Source organism: Rhodovulum sp. BSW8, from assembly GCF_003314725.1.
Lineage (GTDB): Bacteria > Pseudomonadota > Alphaproteobacteria > Rhodobacterales > Rhodobacteraceae > Rhodovulum > Rhodovulum visakhapatnamense.
The window spans coordinates 1-19,531 of sequence record NZ_QNVX01000001.1; the positions used below are offsets into that span (position 1 = coordinate 1).

The following is a 19,531-nucleotide window of genomic DNA, read 5'->3' on the forward strand; positions in this document are numbered from 1 at the left end:
CTTCTCGGGCGACGGCTGCCGCCGCGATGCGGACGGCTATTACTGGGTGACGGGCCGGGTCGATGACGTGATCAACGTGTCGGGCCACCGGATGGGCACGGCCGAGGTGGAATCGGCCCTTGTCGCGCATCAGGCGGTCGCCGAGGCCGCGGTGGTGGGCTACCCGCACGAAATCAAGGGTCAGGGCATCTACGCCTATGTGACGCTGATGAACGGGGTCGAGGCGACGGAAGAGCTTCGCAAGGAGCTGGAGAAATGGGTCCGCACCGAGATCGGCCCGATCGCCAAGCCCGACATCATCCAGTGGGCCCCGGGCCTGCCCAAGACCCGCTCGGGCAAGATCATGCGCCGCATCCTTCGCAAGATCGCCGAGAACGATTTCGGCTCCCTCGGAGACATCTCGACGCTCGCCGACCCTTCGGTCGTCGACGAGCTCATCAATAACAGGATGAACCGCGGCTAGGGGCGCGTGCGCGCGCCCCGCGTCCCCCGCGCGATATTTCTCGATGCACTCCGGTCGCCCGCAACGGGAGGTGGGCGGCCGGTTCCCTCTAACCGACACAAGGGAGGACCCCAATGTCCGGACAGGACTCCGATTACTGGCGCGCGAATGTGCGCATCATCCTCATCTGCCTGGCGATCTGGGCGGTCGCATCCTTCGGTCTGGGCATCGTGCTCCGGCCGGCGCTGGAAGGCATCATGATCGGCGGCGCCGATCTGGGCTTCTGGTTCGCCCAGCAGGGCTCTATCTACGTCTTTCTCGTGCTGATCTTCGTCTATGCCTGGCTGATGAACGGGCTGGATCGCAAGTACGGCGTGGATGAGTAAGGGAGCCCGGACCAGATGGATCAGTTTACCCTCAACCTCGTTTTCGTCGGCATCACCTTCGCCATCTATGTCGGGATCGCGATCTGGGCCCGGGCGGGCTCGACCGCGGAATTCTATGCTGCGGGCCGGGGCGTTCACCCGGTTCTGAACGGGATGGCGACCGGCGCCGACTGGATGTCGGCGGCCTCGTTCATCTCGATGGCCGGGATCATCGCGCTGGCGCCCGCGGGCGGCTACACCCAGTCGGCCTTCCTGATGGGCTGGACCGGCGGCTATGTGCTGCTGGCGCTGCTGCTGGCCCCCTATCTGCGCAAGTTCGGCAAGTTCACCGTGCCGGAATTCATTGGCGACCGGTTCTATTCGGGCGGCGCGCGGCTTCTGGCGGTGATCTGCCTGATCGTGATCTCGATCACCTATGTGATCGGGCAGATGCGCGGCGTCGGCGTGACCTTCGGGCGCTTCCTCGAGGTCTCGACCGATACCGGGCTTTACATCGGCGCGGCCATCGTCTTCGCCTATGCCGTGTTCGGCGGCATGAAGGGCATCACCTACACGCAGGTGGCGCAATATGTGGTGCTGATCATCGCCTACACCATCCCGGCGATCTTCATCTCGCTGGCGCTGACCGGGTCGTTCCTGCCCCAGCTCGGGCTGATCGGCGACTATGCGCCGGGCGGCGGCGACCAGACCTTCCTTGCCAAGCTTGATCAGGTGGTCACGGAACTGGGCTTTACCGCCTATACCGCCGACACGCCGAACATGCTGAACATGTTCCTCTTCACCATGTCGCTGATGATCGGCACGGCGGGTCTGCCGCATGTCATCATCCGCTTCTTCACCGTGCCGAAAGTGGCCGACGCGCGCACCTCGGCGGGCTGGGCACTGGTCTTCATCGCCCTGCTTTACACCGTGGCCCCGGCCGTGGGGTCGATGGCGCGGCTGAACCTGACGACCACCATGTGGCCGAATGCGGTCGCGGGCAATGCGCTTGACGGCGACGCGATCAGCCTCGAGGCGATCCAGACCGACCCCAAGCTGAACTGGGTGAAGACCTGGGAACAGACCGGGCTTCTGGTCATGCAGGATCTGAACGGCGACGGCCTGATCCAGTACTACAACGACAAGAACCCCGAGATGCAGGCGCTGGCGGCCGAACGCGGCTGGCAGGGCAACGAGGTCACCAAGATCGACAACGACATCATGGTGCTGGCCAACCCCGAAATCGCGGCGCTGCCCTCCTGGGTGATCGCGCTGGTGGCGGCGGGGGCGCTGGCGGCGGCGCTGTCGACGGCGGCGGGTCTGCTGCTGGCGATCTCGTCGGCGATCTCGCATGACCTCATCAAGGGCTCGATCAACCCGAACATCTCGGAGAAGGGCGAGCTTCTGGCCGCGCGGATCTCGATGACCGGTGCGATCCTGATCGCGACCTGGCTTGGCCTCAACCCGCCCGGCTTTGCCGCGCAGGTGGTGGCGCTGGCCTTCGGGCTGGCTGCGGCGACGATCTTCCCGGCGCTGATGATGGGGATCTTCTCCAAGCGCGTGAACAAGGAAGGCGCCATCGCGGGGATGCTGGTCGGTCTGATCTTCACCGCCGTCTACATCTTCCTCTACAAGGGCTGGTTCTTCATCCCCGGCACCGCCACCTTCGAGGACGTTCCGGCCAACTACCTGTTCGGCATCTCGCCGCTGTCGATCGGCACGGTTGGCGCTGTCCTGAACTTCGCGGTCGCCTTCGGGGTCTCGGCCGTGACCCGGACACCGCCGCGCGAGGTGGTGGAACTGGTCGAAAGCATCCGCGTCCCGCGCGGGGCCGGTGCCGCGACCGGCCACTGACGAAACAGGGAAGGGGGCGGAGTTCCGCCCCCTTTTTCCGGTTCCTGCCGCGCCATGTATTGACGGCGCGCGTTTCCTTTTAGGTAGTTGAACGATCCCGCTGCCGGCGCAGGAGCAGAGCCATGTCCCAGACCGATGCCGATATCCTGGCCAGCCTGACCCGTTACGCTCCCTTCGACATGGTGCCCGCGGCCGCGCTTGAGGCCCTTGGGCCCAGCCTGACCCGGATCGTCGCCGAGACCGGGCAGACGCTGTCCTACGAGGGCGAGCGGCTCGAGGCGCTTCTGGTGATCGAAAGCGGCAGCGTCGAGATCGAGACCGACGGATCGGGCCCGGTCGCGCTGCGCGGCCCCGGCGACGTGATCGGCGAGCGCGGGCTGTTGCGGCTGGGGCGGGCGACGCTGACCGCGCGGGTGGCCGAGGATGCGGTGCTGATCCGCCTGCCGAAAGAGCGGTTCTACGACCTCATCGACGATGTGCCGAGCTTTGCCGCCTGGTTCCAGCGCGCGTCCCCGGCGCGGCCCGCCGACAGCGGCGCCGATGCGGCCGGGCTGACCGCGCTGAAAGTGTCCGACCTGATGACCCGCACCCCGGTGACCTGCCCGGTCGGGGCCGAGGTCCGCGACGTGGCGCGGCTGATGCGCGCCAAGGGGATCTCGTCGGTGATCCTGATGGAGGGCGAGACGCCCGCGGGCATCGTCACGGTGCGCGATCTGGCCAACAAGGTGCTGGCCGAGGGGCTGGACGGCACCACGCCGGTCGCCCGGGTGATGACCTCGGATCTCATCACCATCGCGCCCGATGCGCTGGGGCTGGATGCGCTGATGCGGCTGGCCGATCACAATATCAGCCATCTGCCCGTGGCCGAGGGCGGGCGCATCGTCGGGCTGATCGGGCGCACCGATCTGTTCCGCCAGCAGGCGGCGACCGCCAGCCACATGATCGCCGATATCGTCGATGCGGGCAGCGCCGCCGAGATGGCCCGCGTCGTGGCACAGGTGCCAAGCCTTCTGGCACAGCTTGTCAGCGCCGGGGCCGGGGCCAGCGCCATCACCCGGCGGATCACCGACATCACCGATGCCATCACGCGGCGCCTGCTGGTGCTGGCCGAGGCCGAGCTGGGCCCGCCGCCCGTGCCCTATCTGTGGCTTGCCTGCGGCAGTCAGGGCCGGCGCGAGCAGACCGGGCAAAGCGATCAGGACAATTGCCTGATCCTCGACGACGCCTTCGAGCCCGGGCAGGATGCCTATTTCCTCGCGCTGGCGGCCTTCGTCTCGGACGGGCTGCATGCCTGCGGCTTCGTCTATTGCCCGGGCGACATGATGGCGACCAATCCGCGCTGGCGTCAGCCGCGCCGGGTCTGGCGCGACTATTTCGCGGGCTGGATCGCCCAGCCCGACAATCAGGCTCAGATGCTGGCCTCGGTGATGTTCGATCTCAGGCCGATCCATGGCGACACCGCGCTGTTTCGCGACCTGCAGGCCGAGACCCTGGCGATGGCCCGCAGGAACTCGATTTTCGTGGCGCATATGGTGTCGAACTCGCTGAAGCACACGCCGCCGCTGGGGCTTCTGCGCGGGTTTGCCCTGATCCGGTCGGGCGAGCACAAGGACACGGTCGATCTGAAGCATTCGGGCGTCGTGCCGGTGGTCGATCTGGGCCGGGTCTATGCGCTCCGGGGCGAGTTGCAGGCGGTCAACACCCGCGAGCGGCTGGAGGCGGCGCGCGAGGCGGGCGTGATCTCGAAGGCGGGGGCGCATGACCTGATCGACGCATATGACTTCATCGCCGAGACCCGGCTGCGCCATCAGGCGGCGCAGATCCGGGCGGGCGCGCGGCCCGACAATTTCATGCCGCCCGCGCAGCTGTCCGAACTGGAACGCAACCACCTGCGCGACGCGTTCATGGTGATCAAGACAATGCAGTCCTCGGCCGGGCAGGGCCGGGGCGTGATGGGGTAGGCCATGTATATCGAACTGATCGCGATCATCGTTGCCGGGATCGGCACGGGCGGGCTGGTGCTGGTGGTGAACCGGCTGAGCGGCCGCCGCCTGCCGCGCTTTGCGGTGCCGCTGGCGGCGGCCGTCGCGATGCTGGCCTATGCGCTCTGGTCGGAATACACTTGGGGCGCGCGCACCGTGGCCAGCCTGCCGGAAGGCGTGGTCGAGGTGACCCGGGTAGACGAGGCCATCGCCTGGAAGCCCTGGACGCTGGTCGCCCCGGTCACCACGCGGCTGATGGCGGCCAATCTGATCGGCGCGCAGACCCGCCCCGATGCCCCCGAGGTCCGGCTGGTCGAGCTTTACCTGCTGGCGCGCTGGCACGCGGCGCGCACGGTCACGGTGCTGATCGATTGCGCCGCGCCCGCCCGGGCCGAGGCCACCGACGCCGCCCTGACCGACCCGGCCGTGGCCGACTGGCAGCCGCTGGCGCCGGGCGATCCGCTGGTCCGGGCGATCTGCGTGCCGCAGGACTGAGGAGCGGCAGGCATGGGCGAGAAGTCGGTTCTGCTGGTCGAGGACGAGGACGGCATCGCGCTGGCGCTGGAATTCCTGATTGCGCGCCAGGGCTACGACACAAGGCGGGTAAGCGACGGCAATGCCGCACTCCGGGCCATGGAGGAGGACCGGCCCGATCTGGTGGTGCTTGACGTGATGTTGCCCGAACGCTCGGGCTACGAGATCTGCCAGATCATGCGGCAGGACGAGGACCTCAGGAATGTTAAGGTCCTCATGATGACAGCGCGCGGTGGAGAGGTCGAGCGGCGCAAGGGTCTGGCACTGGGCGCGGATGCGTTCCTGACAAAACCCTTTGCGACCGCGGATCTGACGGCCCAGATCCGTGCGCTGCTGGGGGGAGACATGGATGCATGAGCGGCTAGGGCTGAGAGTTCGATTCGCGCTGTTCTTCGGGGCGCTGGCATTGGGCGGCACGGTTCTGCTGGGGCTGGGCCTTTGGTTCGGCCATGCCCGGGCGGGCGGGCCGGCCGACGGCTATGTCATCGCGGGCGTGCTGGCGGGGTGCGGGTTGCTGGGGCTCGCGGCCTGGGTGGGGCTCTTGTTCGATTCGAACGTTGCCCGGCCGATCCAGGCGCTGGCGGCCGATCTGCAGACCCGGGCCCGCGTCGACATCGCCGCCGATATCGACGAGGCGCCCGCGCGCTATCTGGGGGCGCTGGCCCCTGCCGCCAATGCGATCCACGATGCGCTGGCCGCGACGCGCGAGGCGCAGGCCCGGGCGATCGCCGACCGCACCGCCGCGCTGAACCGCGAGAAGGCGATGTTCGAGGCGCTGTTGCGCGATCTGGCCGAAGGGGTGGTGGTGGCCACGCTCGATCACCGGATCATGCTGTACAACCGCGCGGCGCTTGGGCTTCTGGGCGATCTGGGGCTCGACCGGCCGCTGACCGCCTTTCTCAGGTCCGAACCGCTGACCCACGCGCTCGACCGGATGGGCGCACGGGCGGCCCGGGGCGAGGCCGAGGCCGAACGCTTTCTGGCCGCCACCGACAGCGGCGACCGTTTCCTGATGGCGCGCGTCAGCCCCGTCGCGGTCGAGGGGCAGCGCGTGGGCTATGTGCTGATCTTCCACGATGCGACCGAGGATCTCGAGGCGCATGCCGAGCTTGACCACCTGTTCAACACCATGCTCGAGGCAGTGCGGCGGCCGACCGCGGCCATCGGGGCGCTGTTCGACGCCATCGAGTCCGATCCCGACATGGCGGGGGCAATGCGGTCGACCTTCTTTGCCCAGCTGCGCAGCGAACAGGCGATGCTGGTCGACCGCATGAACCAGGTGGCCGACCGCTATGGCGTCGCCACCACCCGGCGCTGGCCGATGCCCGCCGTCGCCTCGGACGACATCTTCGATGCGCTGACCGCGCGCCTGCCCGAGGATCTGCGCTTCGAGGGCGGGCGCCAGTTCATCCGCTGCGACGGCTTCGCCATTTCCGAGCTTCTGGGCCGGGTGATCGAGGGGCTGCGGGCGGACGGCCAGCGCGGCGGTTTCGTGCTGCGCGCCGTGCCCGAGGGCCGCGAGGTCTGTCTGGAGCTGCACTGGACGGGCGCGCCGGTCAGCGACGGGCAGATCGACCGCTGGCTCGCGGCGCCGCTTTCGGCGGGCTATGGCGAATATCTCGGCCGCGATGCGCTGGAAGGCCATGGCACCGAGCTTTGGGCCGAGCCGACCGAGACCGGGCACCGGCTGGTCCTGCCGCTGGTGGCTGCGGCGGCGCCGGTGCTGACGCCCGCCGATCCGCGGCCGGAATTCTATGACTTCTCGCTGCCGCGCGCGGCGGCCGGGACGCTGGCCGACCGCCCGCTGGCCGGGCTCGGCTACGTGGTCTTCGACACAGAGACCACCGGGCTTGCTCCGCGGCAGGGCGACGAGATCGTGCAGATCGCCGGGCTGCGCATCGTGAACGGGCGCATCCTGCGCGGCGAGGTCTTCAACACCCTGGTCAATCCGGGGCGGCACATTCCGGCCTCGTCGACCGCGGTCCACGGCATCGACGACGCCATGGTGCGCGGTGTGCCCGACATCGTGTCGGTCGGGCGGCGATTTCACGCCTTCTGCGAGGGCTCGGTGCTGGTCGCCCATAACGCGGCCTTCGACATGGCCTTCCTGAAGATGAAGGAAGACCGGCTGGGGCTTTGCTTCGATCATCCGGTGCTCTGCACCGTGCTGCTGTCGGCCGCGCTTTATCCCCATGCCGAGGATCACACGCTGGATGCGCTGGCCTGCCGCTTCGGGGTGCGGCTCGACCCCGAGCACCGGCACACGGCGCTGGGCGATGCGCTGGCCACCGCCGAGGTCTTCCGCCACATGCTGGACGAGCTGCAGGCCGTCGGGGTCCGCACGCTGGGCGAAGCGATGGCGCGGGCCAACGAGATGCACGGCATCCGCCGCGCCCAGACCTACTGACCGGATCCGGCCGGGCCGCCGATCACCGCGCGGAAGAACGCCTCGCGTTTCGGGTAAAGGTCGCCTTGAGCGTAATGCGCGACGGCATGGGCGCGGGCACGCGCGCCCAGGGTGCGGGCGGCGGCGCGGTCGGCCAGAAGGGCCGCGATGCCCGATGCGATCTCGCCGGGGGTCTGGAATTCGACGAAACGGGCGGCGTCGGGCGGCACCACCTCGCGCACCGGGGCGGTATCCGAGACGACCATCGGGCAGGCCGCCGCCATCGCGTCGAGCAGCGACCAGGACAGGACGAAGGGCCGGGTCAGGTAGACATGCGCGTCGGACCGGCGCAGCAGCGCCCGATAGCGGCCCGCGGGCAGCCGCCCGGTGAAATGCAGCCGCGTCATGTCGAAGCCATGCGCGGCCAGGGCGCGCGCCTTCCAGCTGTCGCCCTCTGGCAGGCGGCCGCCGTAATGCACCGAGTCCTCGCCCGCGACGACCGCGTGCAGCGTTTCGTCCTCGGCCTGAAGCCGGGCCAGATCGGCCATGAATTCGGGAAAGCCGCGCATCGGCTCCATGCCGCGCGTGGCATAGGTGACAAGCGGCGCCGTGTCGGGCAGGCCCTCCAGCGTGAAGGGCGGCTCGCCCGGCGGTGGGCGGACCAGCGCGTCGATGTCGACGCCGTCATGGATCACGGTCGTCCGCGCCTGCAGCCAGTCGGGCAGCTGGTCGCGCTGGAAGGTGGTCGGCACCAGGATCGCGTCGGCCGCCTGCAGGTCCAGCAGGAAGGGCAGGTTGCGGCAAAGCGTGGCGGCATGGCGGTCCTCGGCCGAGTCGGTGCTTTCGGACTCCATGTCGACGGGCGGGTAATTGTACCACCATTCGAGATAGGGCACGAATCGCGCCTTGGGCCAGACGACCCGGGCGAAGCTGCCCGAGCCCCAGCCGGAATGGGCCACCACCAGATCGGGCGCAAATCCCTGCTGGCGCAGCGCGATCGCGGCCCGGGCCAGACCCTGTCCGTTCAGCACCGCACGTTCGGTGCCGCGCAGATAGCGGTGGGTGGCCTTGTCCACGTCGCGGTGGCGGCCATAGCCCAGCACCCGCAGCCCGCTTGCGGCGATCCGGGTCACGCGGTCCCGGGGGAACCCATCGGCGGCGGTGGCGAAGACCACGTCCCAGCCGCGCGCGACCAGATAGCCGGCGATGCCGCCGAACTGGGCCGGAAAGTTCTCATGCACGAAAAGGATGGATGGCATCGGCCCAAGCCTGCGTCAGTGTCGGGCCGAAGTCTAGGGCGGACGAGGTTAACCGAACCTTAGGGCAGGTCTTCGGACAGACCCGCCTGCAGGGCGCAGGTGACAAGCGCGGGTTGCGCTGGCAAGATCCGCGCCGCGATGCGTCTCGGCTCCGAGGACAGTATGGATCACCGCAGGGAAATCGACCGGCTTTACGCGCTTGAATTCGGACGTCCCCAGGAACTTCTGCTGCGGGGGCTGGGCGTGGCGGTGGGCGGCGCCGTTCTGCAGGAGGCCGCGGGATGGGCGGCGGTGCTGATCTGGATGGCGGGCTATGGCCTGGCCAATCTGGCCTATCTTGCCTTTTTGCGGAGCCGGGGCCGGATCTGCACGGCGCACGACACGCGGATTGCCGGCGGGCTGTTCCTGGCGGCGCTGGTGTCCTTTTTGTGGCTTCCGGCCACGCTTGGGACCGAGGACGAGGCGGCGGTCCGGATCACCGCGCTTTCCATGCTGGGCTGCGCGATGGTGTTCCTGATCCGGCGCGGCGACAGCCAGCGCTGGCTGGTCCTGGCCGAGACGGCGGTCATCGGGCTGGCGCTGATGGTGCTGGTCGCGATGGTGCTGCCGCGGATCGACTCGATGGCGGTGCGTGGGGCGGCCACCGGCTCGGGGTTGGCGATGCTGGGCTATTTCGCCCATGCGATCTGGGCCGGACGCCGCCTGAGACTGGCCGCCGAGGCCGCTGCCTACGGGTCGCTGCAGGCTCAGAAGATGCAGGCGATGGGCGAACTGGCCGGTGGCATCGCGCATGATTTCAACAATATGCTGATGGCGCTGCAGGCCAATCTGGATTTCTACCGCGACAGTTCCGACCCGACCGACCGCGACCGCTGTATCGCCGAGGCCGCGGCGGCGGCCGACCGCGCCGCAGCGCTGGCCCGCCGTCTTCTGGCCTTTGCGCAGCGCGCGGAACCGGCCGGCCGCGACCGGGTCGATCTGTGCCTGGCGCTGGAAGAGGTCCGGTCGCTGGTGCGGCCGCTGATCCCGCCCACGATCCGGATGCGGATCGCGCCGCCCGAGGCGCCCGTATTGGTCGAGGTCGCGCAGGACCAGCTGGTGGCGGCGCTGATCAACCTGCTGCTGAACGCGCGCGATGCGCTGCGGCTGGGGGGCGGGCTGGCGCTGGAAACCCGTCCGGTGCGCCTGACCGCGCCGCGCCCGATGCTGGACGGCTCGCGGCTGCCGCGTGGCGCCTATGCGGAAATCTCGATCACCGATACCGGCAGCGGCATCCCCGACGAGATCCTGAGCCGGGTGACCGAGCCGTTCTTCACCACCAAACCTGCGGGCGAGGGAACGGGGCTGGGCCTTGCGATGGTGCAGGGCTTCACCCGGAGCGCGCAGGGCGGCCTCGACATCGCCAGCTCTCGGGCGGGGACGCGGGTGTCGCTTTACCTGCCGCTGGCGGCCTGACCCATACCCCGGTCGGGCGTTGCGGTCAGTTCAGCGCGACCGCCGCCGCGCCGCGCAGAGCCTCGATCACTTCCGCTCGCCGGAAGGGCTTGTGCAGGAACGAGACGATCCCGCAGACCTCGCCGAGGGTCTCGGCCATCAGTGCCGAATGGCCACCGCCGCCGCCCGACATCAGCACCACCGGCAGGTCCAGCCCCTCGGCCCGAAGCCGGTCCAGCAGCGGCAGCGCGGTATTGTCGAGCAACCAGAAATCGACGATGGCGGCCACCGGCCGCTCGCTGCGGACGCGCTCGAGAAAGGTCTCGACATCCGAGGTACAGCAGGGCTCGAACTCGCTTCCGGCCAAGAGACGCGGGAAGATCTTCAGAATCTCGACGTCATCGTCGATCACCACGACCTTCGGCATCGAGGTCTCCTCAGGACGAAAGGGAAATCGCGATGGACCGGAGCGCCCGCTTGATCGCGGCCCGCTCGCTGTCCGGCAGGGTGCCCACAAGTAAGCCGATCTTCCGGATCGGGTCAAGCTCCAGCGCCGCCCGCCCGGCCTCGGTCAACGAGATGATCGCGCTGCGGGCGTCGCGCGGATGGCTGCGCTGTCCGACAAGCCCGCGGTCGCGCATCGTCCTGACCGCGCGGCTGACCGGGGCATGGGTCAGGCCCAGATAGCTGGCGATGAGGGTCAGCGTGCAGCGGTCTTCGGGCGATCGTTCGACATAGCGCAGGATCGACCATTGCAGCGGCTGGATCGCGCTGGAACTTTTCGAATCGTAGGCGTCGCGGACGATCCGCTCCATCAGCACTGCCGCCGCGAGGTCGCTGCGCCTGAGGGCTTCGAGGTTTCGCTTGGTCGTGCAGACCCCGGGGAACGAGGGGTTACGAAAAGTATCCATACCGTTTCAATCGAACAGGGTCCAGACGTTGGTCATGAACGCTGCCCGGCACCGATGGTTTCGTCAATACGTCAAGTCATAACAGGGCAGGACAGGGCAGGCCGCCGGATCGGACCCCGTGCGGAATGACTGCGGGAACGACCGAAGACACAAGACCCGGCCAAAGTCCTCCTGCGGACCGTCTGGCCGTCTTGGGGCTGCCGACAGCCCCTGGGGTCCGCCCGGCCCCGGAAACTGTCCGTTGCCTCAGACAGGTGCGGGGCGCAGCACGGCCTCAGTGAAGATGCCGATACGTTCGCATTTGTGCGGCACGTCGGCGGCCGATCTCACCGCGGACCGACTCGGCGAGTCCTTCGATCCGCAGCGCAAGCTTTCCCAGCGCCGGTTCCGAGGTTGCCTTGTTGTCGATTGCCCTCAGATACATCGTCAGCCCGTCCAGCGTCTCGGCCACCTCATGCAAGGCGTCCTCGCGATGACGCGCGATCATCAAGTCCTTTGTCATGCCGAGCTCCCTTTCTTGATCTTGGGCGCCGTTCCCGGGCGGTGCCATGCTGAAGAGGAAGAGGGCCGAGCGGCCTCTGCGCTGCTGTCAAGTGAGGTATTTTAGCGCAGAGCGTATGTCCTTGCTACTGGCACGTGAAGGCGTCGGTCACTTTCGACAGGATCGTGCAATTCGCGCCCGGTCTGCGGCACGGCGCCCCGGGTGCGGCCCCAGGTGCTGTGAGCGGGTGCTGCGCGAGGGTGCTGCGAGCGGGTGCGGGCATTGGGTGGGGCTGTCAGGGGGGGGGGCTGTCAGGGGCGCGCCTCCAGGACCAGCCGGTCGGCCAGGGAAAGCGCGGTCTCCAGGTCGTCGGCATGCCCGTCGGCAGGGATCTGGCGCGCGATTTCGGGGCAGTTGTGCAGGATCTTGCCGCAGATCAGCACCCGTATCTCGGGCAGCGCCGCTTTGACCGCCTCGACCAGCCGCGTCAGCGGCAGTGCCGACCGGGGTCCGGCGGCGGACAGGCCCAGAAGGCGCACCCGCGATTGGGTCAGGTCGGAGATCAGCCTGTCTTGCGGTTCGGACAGCGACAGTTCGATCTCCCAGCCGTGGTCGCGGAACATGTCGGCAGCCACGATCACCCCGAAGGTGTGGGTTTCGGCCTCGGGCGTGGCGAAAAGCGCCCGCCGCGCCGGATCGACCGGGCGGGGGCCGGCCTCGGCACGCACAAGCCGCAAAAGCCGCTGAAGCCGGCCCACGGCCTGCCCCACCTGAACGAAACTGACCTCGTCGCTTTCCCAGCGGCGGCCCATCAGCCTTGCCGCCTCGGGCAACAGCGCCTCGGCAATCCAGGTCTTGTCGCGCCCCGCCGCCAGATGGGCATCGAGGATCTGGCGGGACTGCAAAAGATCGCCCGTCGCGAGCGTCGCGCACAGCGCTTCGATCTCGGCCAGAGCGGGCGGCTCGGCGCGTGGGTGGCGCGACGGTGGTGGCGACGGCGACGGGCTGGGCAAGGGGCTGGGCGACGGGCAGGGCAGGCGGGCGACGCGCATCAGGGCCTCCTGCGCGACGCGGCGCAGACTGGCCTGGGGCAGCGGTTGGCAGAAGCCGTCGACCGGGCGCACGAAACGGGCCTCGGCCGGCTGGCGCTGGTCGGAGTCCATGGCAGTTACCCTGATGGTTCCAGGCGACCGAGAGAGAAGATCGCGCTCGGGTTGTCATTACGATTAATACAACTCAAAAACAACAGCAGCATTGCGTCAATCCCTGATTTCAAAAGGATTGTTCTGGCGCCCGGTCGGGCGGGGGCTTGCCGATCCCGATCCCGATCCCGATCCCGGCTCGGGGCGGATGCCGCAGGGCGCCCCCGGCCCGGCTGCCGCTATTGGACCCGGCCGGGCGGTGCGCTATCCTTGCGCCGCAGGACGACGGGGCAGAACAGGATAGAGACAGGCGATGAGCGGGTTACTGGCGCTGCTCGATGACGTGGCGGCGATCGCCAAGGTTGCGTCCGCTTCGGTGGACGATGTGGTGGGGCAGGCGGTGAAGGCCTCGTCCAAGGCGGCGGGGGCGGTTGTCGACGATGCTGCGGTCACGCCCAAATACGTTCAGGGTTTCTCGCCTGCCCGCGAATTGCCCATCGTCTGGGGAATTGCCCGCGGATCGCTGTTCAACAAGCTGGTGATTCTTCTTCCCGTGGCGCTGGTGCTGTCGCAATTCGCGCCCTGGGCGATCGCGCCCTTGCTGATGCTGGGCGGGGGTTACCTTTGCTTCGAGGGGGTCGAGAAGATCTGGCACGCGCTTCGGCCGTCCCATCACGCGGCCGAGGCCGGGCCGGACGGTCAGATGTCGGCGGCCCATCTGGAAGAGGCCAAGGTCAAGGGCGCGATCAAGACCGATTTCATCCTGTCGGCCGAAATCATGACCATCATCCTTGCCTCATTGCCCGACCACATGACGATCTGGGTCGAGGCGGCGGCGATGGCGCTGGCAGGCGCGCTGATCACCGTCGTCGTCTATGGCGCGGTCGGGCTTATCGTGAAGGCCGACGATATCGGGCTGGCGATGGCCGAGAAGGGACGGCTGGCGCTGACGCGCGGGTTTGGCATCGGGATCGTGCGGGCCATGCCCAAGGTCATGACGCTGCTGCTGGTCGTTGGGACGGCCGCGATGATCTGGGTCGGCGGCTCGATCCTGGTGCATGGCGCCCACGAACTGGGGTGGCATCTGCCGCAGGAGGCGATCCGCCACGCGGCGATGGCCGTGGCCGGGGCAATCCCGGTGGCAAAGGGCGCGACCGAATGGATCGTGACGGCGGCGCTGGACGGCGTGGTGGGGATCGCGGCCGGATCGGTGCTGGTCGCGGTGACGAGCTTCGCGATCCTGCCGCTGGTGCGGCTTGTGCGGCGGGCCTGACGGCGCAGGCAAGAACCGGCCCGGGCCAAAGCCCGGACCGAAAAGGCGCTCAGGCCGAGGCGAGCGATCCGAAGATCGCGTCGCTGTGCTTTTCAAGATAGATCCGCAGCCAGGGCGTATAGACGCCCTCGGTCTCGCGGGTCTCGCGGGCCAGATCGTCCAGACCGATCCAGCGGGCATCCATCACCTCGTCGGGGTTCAGGTCCCAGGTCAGATCGGGCCCGGCCTCGGCGACGAAGATGTCGACCACCTCGTGCTCGATCAGCCCGTTGCCCACATCGGCGCGGTATTCGACCTGCTCGCGGAATTCGAGCGTCAGGCCGGTGATGCCCAGCTCTTCGGCCAGCCGACGGTTGGCGCAGGTCTTCGACTCCTCGTCCCAGCGCGGATGGGTGCAGCAGGTATTCGCCCAGAAGCCGGGCGTGTGATACTTGCCCAGCGCCCGGCGCTGGATCAGCACCCGGTCGCCATCCAGAACGAAGACCGAGATCGCCTTGTGGCGGAGGCCCTTCTGGTGGGCCTCCAGCTTCTCGACCGGTGTCAGTTCGCCGTTGACCCAGGCCGGGATCATTTCGCTCATGTGTATTGCGGCGACACCAGGCCCGTCAGGTGGGCGACGTTCTTGATCCCGATCTTGATATGGGCCAGCGGGCGTTTCCTGGTCAGCTTCTTGTTCATGTAGGATTCGAAGGTCAGCGTCTGCACGTCGACATCGTGGCAGAGCGACACGAAGCGTTCGCGCCGTTCGTCGCTGTGGTAATAGGCGTCCTGCATCGCCTGCAGCGCCTTGTAGGTGTTCTTGTGGTCCTTCATGAACATCTGCCGGGCCAGCTTCAGATCCGACGCGCGGCCGGAGGCCAGCGCCGCCGAGACCGCAGCCGCGCCCACGCGCCCGCCATACATCGCGTAGTAGATGCCCTCGCCCGAACTGGGCGCCACGGTGCCCGCAGCATCGCCCACCACGACCACGTCGCGGCCGTTGTCCCACTTGTCCATGGGGCGCAGCGGGATCGGCGCGCCTTCCTTGCGGATCGTCTCGGCCTGGTCGAGCCCGGCCATCTTGCGCAGATCGGCGGTCGCCTGTTTCAGGTCGAAGCCGTCGACGCCGGTGCCCATCCCGACCGAGCAGGTATGCCCGTGCGGGAACACCCAGCCGTAGAAATCGGGGCTGATCCGGCCGTCATAGATCACGTCGCAGCGGTTGGGCTGGTAGTTGCCGACCGCCATCGGCGCGTCGATGATCTCGTGATAGGCGATCACATAGGGGATCTTGTCGCCGCCGGGCACTTCGGCACGCGCGACGTCAGACCGCGCGCCGTCGGCGCCGATGATGAACTTGGTCTGAAGCCTGACCTCTTCCTTCGACTGCTTGTCGCGGAAGACGAGGAAGGTCTTTTCCTCCTCGCGCTCGACCCGGACGAAGGTGCCGGTAAAGCGGGTGGCACCGGCGCGTTCGGCGCGGGCGCGCAGGAACGGGTCGAAATCCTTGCGGTCGACCATGCCGACGAAGCCGTTCTCGATCGGGATGTCGACGAAACGGCCCGAGGGCGAGATCATCCGCGCGGTGTCGATCTTGGCCACCAGCTGTTCGTCGGAAATGTTGAAATCGCGCATCAGCCGCGGCGGGATCGCGCCGCCGCAGGGCTTGATCCGGCCCTCGCGGTCCAGAAGCGCGACCTTCTTGCCCGAACGGGCAAGATCCTCTGCGGCGGTGGCGCCGGCGGGGCCGCCCCCGACGACAACAACGTCATAAATCATCTGTCTTACTCCCCTGGCACAAGACCTGCGTTTTCCGTTGTGGGTCGATTTCCATCCATGATCCTCAGGGCCATTGCAGCAGCCAGCACGAAGAGGATCGCTTCGGTCAGGAACACCACGCCAAAGGCGGGTGCGTCGTCCATGATCTGGCGCAAACCGTCGGCCGCGGCGGCGCCGACAAGGCCGCCAAAGCCTGCGGCAATCGCCTGCGCGGCACCCCAAAGGCCCATCCGCGTGCCTTCGCGCGCGTCGCGGCCCTCGCCTGCCAGCGCCATCATCGCGCCGATGGCGGCGACGGTGAAGATGCCGTTGAAAAAGCCCATCAGCACCACGGCGGGCGTCAGCGGCAGATGCGCGCCGAAATGCCCAAGTGCGGCGATGCTTGTCAGGGCCGCGGCCGAGCCGAGGCAGCCGAGGATCACCCAGGTGCGCAAGGCCCAGATCCGCAGCACCGAGCTGCCGATGCCGACCACGACCATGCCGAGGAAGACGCCGCCATGCTGGGCCCCCGACAGCGAGGTCGACTGGCCGGGTGTGAACTCGAACACAAGGCCCGAGAACGGCTCGAGGATCAGTTCCTGCATGAAATAGGCGACCATCGACAGGAACACGAACAGCGTGAAGACGCGGGCGCGGGGCTCGGCCCAGACCTCGCCGATGCCCTTCCAGAACGGCATCTCGTCGGGTTCGCGATGGGCGACCACGCGCTTTTCGATGCCCCAGACCGCCAGCGTGGTCACCGCGACCGCGCCCAGGGTGACCACGGTCACGATTTCCAGCAGCAGCGCGGGCGTATAGGGATCGAGGAAGGCGCCGACCGTGCCGGCGGTGATGCCGATGCCCGCGATCATCATCAGCCAGGTGATGGTGGCCGCCGCCGCGCGGCGTTCGGGCGCGGTGGCGGTGGCCAGCAGCGCCAGAAGCGAGGTGCCGCAGGCCGCGACGCCGATGCCGATCAGCGCATAGGCCAGGACCGAGAGCGCCAGCCCCGCGCCGTAATGGTCTTCCATCACCACGACGCCGGTTGCGGCGAGATAGCCGCCCAGCGCCAGGATCGCCATGCCGCCGATGATGAACCGGGTGCGCTGGCCGCGCGTGTCCGACAGGAACCCCCAGCTGGGCCGGGTGATCTGGATCGCGTAATGGAGTGCCACCAGAAGTCCCGGCAGCACGGCGGGAAGCGCCAGTTCGACCACCATCAGCCGGTTCAGCGTGGACGAGGTCAGCACCACGACCGCGCCAAGGCTCATCTGCACGAGCCCCAGCCGGACGATCTGCAGCCAGCTCAGCGTCATCAGAGCGCTCCGAGCGACCGGATCGCGAAGGCCGAGATCATCATGCCGGACACATAGAGGACGACGCCCACGCCGTTATACCAGGGCGCCTTGCCCTTGGGGTCCTTCATCATCACCGACATCGCCCAGAACTGCACCAGCAGCACGGCGGTCACGCCCGCGGCGTGGAACGGCCGGTCCCAGAGCGCCAAGAGGCCGATCACCACCGCCTGCGGCACCGCCATCACGATCGAGGCCACCCAGGCGGCCTTGCGCGGCCCCATGGTCACGGGCAGCGAGTTCACACCCATCTGGCGGTCGCCCTCCAGCGCCTTGAAGTCGTTCAGGGTCATGATCCCGTGCGCGCCGATCCCGTAAAGCAGCGCGATCACCACCACATAGACCGAGGGGGCGCCCGCCGACAGCACCGCCGCTCCGGTGAACCACGGAAGCGATTCATACGAGATGCCAACCAGCCCCGGCCCCCACCAGCCCGATTTCTTCAGCCGCACGGGTTCGGCCGAATAGGCCCAGGCGGCGGCAACGCCGAGGATCGTGGCGCCAAAGCCCCAGGGGCCCAGCTGCCAGCCGATCACCAGCGCCAGAAGCGACATCGCGCAGGCGATATAGAACCCCCAGCGCCCCGGAATGCGGCCCGAGGGGATCGGGCGATAGGGCTCGTTGATGGCGTCGACATGCCGGTCGCACCAGTCATTCGCGGCCTGGCTCATGCCGCAGACCACAGGGCCTGCCAGCACGATGCCCAGCAGCACGAGGCCGGGTTTCGACAGGGGCGACACCCCCGAGGACACGGTGCCGCAAAGATAGGCCCACATCGGGGGAAACCAGGTGATCGGCTTGATCAGCGTCACCATGGCGGCGGGGTCCGGCAGACGCCGGTTCGGCACGTTCGAGATATCGGTCATGTCTTCCGCAGATTCTCCTGGCCCCGTTCGGGGCGGGTCTTGCTTCCCTGCAGGGGCGTCACGAGTCGCCCCCGTCTCTGCTGAGGAGCCCGTATTTCCGGAGCTTCACATAAAGGCTCTGGCGCGAGAGCCCCAGCATCTCGGCCGCCGCCACGCGGTTGTTCCGCGTCAGTTCGACGGCGGTCTCGATGCACATCTTTTCGACCACATCGGTGGTTTCGGTCACGATGTCCTTGAGGCTGGCGGAGCCCACCAGCTCCATCACCGAGCGCATCGCGTCGTCCGACACCGCGACGCCGGGCTTGCGCGCGCCCTCCATGCGGCTGGCGTCGCGGATCACGTAGACGATGCAGGGGCTGGCCTGGTCCTTGAGATAGGTGGCCGAAATCTCGACCGAGACCTGGGCGCCATATTCGCCCGACAGCTTGGTGGCGAAGAACCGCATCTGCCCGCTGCGGGTGGCGTTTTCGACGAGCACTCTCAGATCGACGCTGCCGCGCACCAGATAATCGCCCAGAGACCGGCCCTTGACCGACCCCACATGCGGCGCATCGGCAAGCCCGAGGAAGCTGTCATTGGCGGCAAGGATCACGCCTTGCGGGTCGGTGAAGACCAGCGCATCGACGCCCTGGCGGTAGAAGGCCAGAAGCGTCTCGCCCATCTCGCCGCCATTGGGCTCGCGGTCCTCGGTCCGGTCCAGCCGGCACAGGATCAGCGGCTCGCCCGCCGCGCGGAAGGCAATCGGGCGCAGCCGGATCCGGACCCGGGTGCGCCGGGTTTCCAGCGGCAGCGGATGCGCCTCGGGCGACAGGGCCACCTGGCTCAGCGCCTCGAGGAACTCGGCCCGGCGGCGGCCGTCGAATTCCTGGGCGAAGGCGTTGCCGATCAGTTCGGCACGCTCGGCGCCCAGAAGCTCGCAGGCCACCGGATTGGCATCGACCACCCGGCCCGACTTGGTTCCGACGAAGACGAAGGCGTCGCGGGTCGATTCGGACAGGACGCGGTAGCGGGTGTCGTATTCGCGCTGGGTCTCGTAGTCCCGCTCCAGCGCCATCTGCGCCTCGATGAGCTGCATCTGCATCTCGGCGATGGGGCGCAGGTCGCGGCCCAGCATCAGCAGTGTGCTGCCGTCGGGGCCGATGGTGTGGAAGGAATAGCGGACCGGGAAAGACCAGCCCTCGCCATCGGCATGGTTCAGTTCGACCGGTTTTCCGGTCTCGCCGCCCCGGGCGAAGAACTCGAGCCGCGCGTCAAGCTTGGGGCGACTGTCCTGGGTCAGCACGTCGCGGATGTCGCGGCCTTCCCAGTGATCGAGCTGCCCATGGGCGTGATGGTCCTTGTTCACCAAGACCGACAGCACGCGACCCTCGGGCGAGAGGACGATCGCGACGTCGCAGGCCGTGGCGATGATTTCGCCCAGCATCTCGGGCGCGATGAGAGGGATCGCGCCGCTGTTCCAGTATTTGGTGCCCCTTGACGTCACGCGCCCTTTTCCGGCCGTCCCGGCCGC

Annotated in this window: 18 protein-coding genes and 1 pseudogene; 9 read left to right on the forward strand and 10 right to left on the reverse strand. The window is 68.1% G+C overall.

Annotated features, from left to right (window positions below; genetic code table 11):
• From DSD19_RS00005 to DSD19_RS00035, 7 genes and pseudogenes are all read left to right on the forward strand, one after another.
• Positions 1 to 463: pseudogene (locus DSD19_RS00005) on the forward strand (acetyl-coenzyme A synthetase); the annotation flags it as partial.
• Positions 464 to 576: 113 nt separating this feature from the next.
• A complete protein-coding gene (locus tag DSD19_RS00010; RefSeq protein ID WP_075787292.1) occupies positions 577 to 828 on the forward strand; it encodes a DUF4212 domain-containing protein in 252 nt (83 codons plus the stop codon).
• 15 nt (positions 829 to 843) lie between these two features.
• Entirely contained in the window at positions 844 to 2,661 is a 1,818-nt protein-coding gene (locus DSD19_RS00015; protein WP_075787291.1) for a sodium:solute symporter family protein, read from the forward strand.
• A gap of 122 nt (positions 2,662 to 2,783) precedes the next feature.
• Positions 2,784 to 4,622 (forward strand): DUF294 nucleotidyltransferase-like domain-containing protein, encoded by a 1,839-nt coding sequence (locus DSD19_RS00020; protein ID WP_075787290.1) that lies wholly within the window; start codon positions 2,784 to 2,786, stop codon positions 4,620 to 4,622.
• Between the two features lie 3 nt (positions 4,623 to 4,625).
• Entirely contained in the window at positions 4,626 to 5,138 is a 513-nt protein-coding gene (locus DSD19_RS00025; RefSeq protein ID WP_113668090.1) for a hypothetical protein, read from the forward strand.
• Positions 5,139 to 5,150: 12 nt separating this feature from the next.
• Positions 5,151 to 5,534, forward strand: a complete 384-nt coding sequence (locus DSD19_RS00030) for a response regulator transcription factor (RefSeq protein ID WP_113668091.1) — start codon at positions 5,151 to 5,153, stop codon at positions 5,532 to 5,534.
• On the forward strand, positions 5,527 to 7,584 hold the full coding sequence (locus DSD19_RS00035) for an exonuclease domain-containing protein (protein WP_113668092.1): 2,058 nt from the start codon (positions 5,527 to 5,529) through the stop codon (positions 7,582 to 7,584). The genes DSD19_RS00030 and DSD19_RS00035 overlap by 8 nt, the downstream gene beginning before the upstream one ends.
• On the opposite strand, the gene DSD19_RS00040 is transcribed toward DSD19_RS00035, so the two are convergent.
• Positions 7,578 to 8,822 (reverse strand): glycosyltransferase, encoded by a 1,245-nt coding sequence (locus DSD19_RS00040; protein ID WP_113668093.1) that lies wholly within the window; start codon positions 8,820 to 8,822, stop codon positions 7,578 to 7,580. The two genes, DSD19_RS00035 and DSD19_RS00040, sit on opposite strands and share 7 nt — an antisense overlap.
• 162 nt (positions 8,823 to 8,984) lie before the next feature.
• Here DSD19_RS00040 and DSD19_RS00045 point away from each other — a divergent pair, with 162 nt between their 5' ends.
• A complete protein-coding gene (locus DSD19_RS00045) occupies positions 8,985 to 10,277 on the forward strand; it encodes a sensor histidine kinase (protein WP_113668094.1) in 1,293 nt (430 codons plus the stop codon).
• Positions 10,278 to 10,302: 25 nt separating this feature from the next.
• Here the strand turns inward: DSD19_RS00045 and DSD19_RS00050 are convergent, their stop codons facing one another.
• The 4 genes from DSD19_RS00050 to DSD19_RS00065 form a co-directional block, all read right to left on the reverse strand.
• Positions 10,303 to 10,683 (reverse strand): response regulator, encoded by a 381-nt coding sequence (locus DSD19_RS00050; protein ID WP_113668095.1) that lies wholly within the window; start codon positions 10,681 to 10,683, stop codon positions 10,303 to 10,305.
• Between the two features lie 10 nt (positions 10,684 to 10,693).
• Positions 10,694 to 11,167: a MarR family winged helix-turn-helix transcriptional regulator gene (locus DSD19_RS00055; RefSeq protein ID WP_113668096.1), complete on the reverse strand. Its 474-nt coding sequence runs from the start codon at positions 11,165 to 11,167 to the stop codon at positions 10,694 to 10,696.
• A 274-nt stretch (positions 11,168 to 11,441) separates the two neighbouring features.
• Positions 11,442 to 11,669, reverse strand: coding sequence for a hypothetical protein (locus tag DSD19_RS00060; RefSeq protein WP_075787282.1), 228 nt, complete (start codon positions 11,667 to 11,669; stop codon positions 11,442 to 11,444).
• 290 nt (positions 11,670 to 11,959) lie between these two features.
• On the reverse strand, positions 11,960 to 12,811 hold the full coding sequence (locus DSD19_RS00065) for a B12-binding domain-containing protein (protein WP_113668098.1): 852 nt from the start codon (positions 12,809 to 12,811) through the stop codon (positions 11,960 to 11,962).
• A gap of 292 nt (positions 12,812 to 13,103) precedes the next feature.
• Between DSD19_RS00065 and DSD19_RS00070 the strand changes: the two genes are divergently transcribed.
• Complete coding sequence (locus DSD19_RS00070) at positions 13,104 to 14,063, forward strand: DUF808 domain-containing protein (RefSeq protein WP_075787280.1); 960 nt, start codon at positions 13,104 to 13,106, stop codon at positions 14,061 to 14,063.
• Between the two features lie 49 nt (positions 14,064 to 14,112).
• On the opposite strand, the gene idi is transcribed toward DSD19_RS00070, so the two are convergent.
• The 5 genes from idi to ppsR are packed head-to-tail and all read right to left on the reverse strand — an operon-like array spanning position 14,113 to position 19,504.
• Positions 14,113 to 14,643: an isopentenyl-diphosphate Delta-isomerase gene (idi, locus tag DSD19_RS00075; protein WP_113668099.1), complete on the reverse strand. Its 531-nt coding sequence runs from the start codon at positions 14,641 to 14,643 to the stop codon at positions 14,113 to 14,115.
• Entirely contained in the window at positions 14,640 to 15,821 is a 1,182-nt protein-coding gene (locus DSD19_RS00080; protein WP_075787278.1) for a geranylgeranyl diphosphate reductase, read from the reverse strand. The genes idi and DSD19_RS00080 overlap by 4 nt, the downstream gene beginning before the upstream one ends.
• Positions 15,822 to 15,826: 5 nt before the next feature.
• A complete protein-coding gene (locus DSD19_RS00085; protein ID WP_075787277.1) occupies positions 15,827 to 17,116 on the reverse strand; it encodes a BCD family MFS transporter in 1,290 nt (429 codons plus the stop codon).
• Entirely contained in the window at positions 17,116 to 18,021 is a 906-nt protein-coding gene (chlG, locus tag DSD19_RS00090; RefSeq protein WP_113668100.1) for a chlorophyll synthase ChlG, read from the reverse strand. The genes DSD19_RS00085 and chlG overlap by 1 nt, the downstream gene beginning before the upstream one ends.
• 58 nt (positions 18,022 to 18,079) lie before the next feature.
• Positions 18,080 to 19,504 (reverse strand): transcriptional regulator PpsR, encoded by a 1,425-nt coding sequence (gene ppsR / locus DSD19_RS00095; RefSeq protein ID WP_113668101.1) that lies wholly within the window; start codon positions 19,502 to 19,504, stop codon positions 18,080 to 18,082.
• Positions 19,505 to 19,531 lie beyond the last annotated feature (27 nt).

What these genes read in the sequence shown, in the direction of transcription:
- DSD19_RS00010 (WP_075787292.1), top strand. Translation starts at nt 577, where the DNA reads ATGTCCGGACAGGACTCCGATTACTGGCGCGCGAATGTGCGCATCATC.
- DSD19_RS00015 (WP_075787291.1), top strand. Translation starts at nt 844, where the DNA reads ATGGATCAGTTTACCCTCAACCTCGTTTTCGTCGGCATCACCTTCGCC.
- DSD19_RS00020 (WP_075787290.1), top strand. Translation starts at nt 2,784, where the DNA reads ATGTCCCAGACCGATGCCGATATCCTGGCCAGCCTGACCCGTTACGCT.
- DSD19_RS00025 (WP_113668090.1), top strand. Translation starts at nt 4,626, where the DNA reads ATGTATATCGAACTGATCGCGATCATCGTTGCCGGGATCGGCACGGGC.
- DSD19_RS00030 (WP_113668091.1), top strand. Translation starts at nt 5,151, where the DNA reads ATGGGCGAGAAGTCGGTTCTGCTGGTCGAGGACGAGGACGGCATCGCG.
- DSD19_RS00035 (WP_113668092.1), top strand. Translation starts at nt 5,527, where the DNA reads ATGCATGAGCGGCTAGGGCTGAGAGTTCGATTCGCGCTGTTCTTCGGG.
- DSD19_RS00040 (WP_113668093.1), bottom strand. Translation starts at nt 8,822, where the DNA reads ATGCCATCCATCCTTTTCGTGCATGAGAACTTTCCGGCCCAGTTCGGC.
- DSD19_RS00045 (WP_113668094.1), top strand. Translation starts at nt 8,985, where the DNA reads ATGGATCACCGCAGGGAAATCGACCGGCTTTACGCGCTTGAATTCGGA.
- DSD19_RS00050 (WP_113668095.1), bottom strand. Translation starts at nt 10,683, where the DNA reads ATGCCGAAGGTCGTGGTGATCGACGATGACGTCGAGATTCTGAAGATC.
- DSD19_RS00055 (WP_113668096.1), bottom strand. Translation starts at nt 11,167, where the DNA reads ATGGATACTTTTCGTAACCCCTCGTTCCCCGGGGTCTGCACGACCAAG.
- DSD19_RS00060 (WP_075787282.1), bottom strand. Translation starts at nt 11,669, where the DNA reads ATGACAAAGGACTTGATGATCGCGCGTCATCGCGAGGACGCCTTGCAT.
- DSD19_RS00065 (WP_113668098.1), bottom strand. Translation starts at nt 12,811, where the DNA reads ATGGACTCCGACCAGCGCCAGCCGGCCGAGGCCCGTTTCGTGCGCCCG.
- DSD19_RS00070 (WP_075787280.1), top strand. Translation starts at nt 13,104, where the DNA reads ATGAGCGGGTTACTGGCGCTGCTCGATGACGTGGCGGCGATCGCCAAG.
- idi (WP_113668099.1), bottom strand. Translation starts at nt 14,643, where the DNA reads ATGAGCGAAATGATCCCGGCCTGGGTCAACGGCGAACTGACACCGGTC.
- DSD19_RS00080 (WP_075787278.1), bottom strand. Translation starts at nt 15,821, where the DNA reads ATGATTTATGACGTTGTTGTCGTCGGGGGCGGCCCCGCCGGCGCCACC.
- DSD19_RS00085 (WP_075787277.1), bottom strand. Translation starts at nt 17,116, where the DNA reads ATGACGCTGAGCTGGCTGCAGATCGTCCGGCTGGGGCTCGTGCAGATG.
- chlG (WP_113668100.1), bottom strand. Translation starts at nt 18,021, where the DNA reads ATGACCGATATCTCGAACGTGCCGAACCGGCGTCTGCCGGACCCCGCC.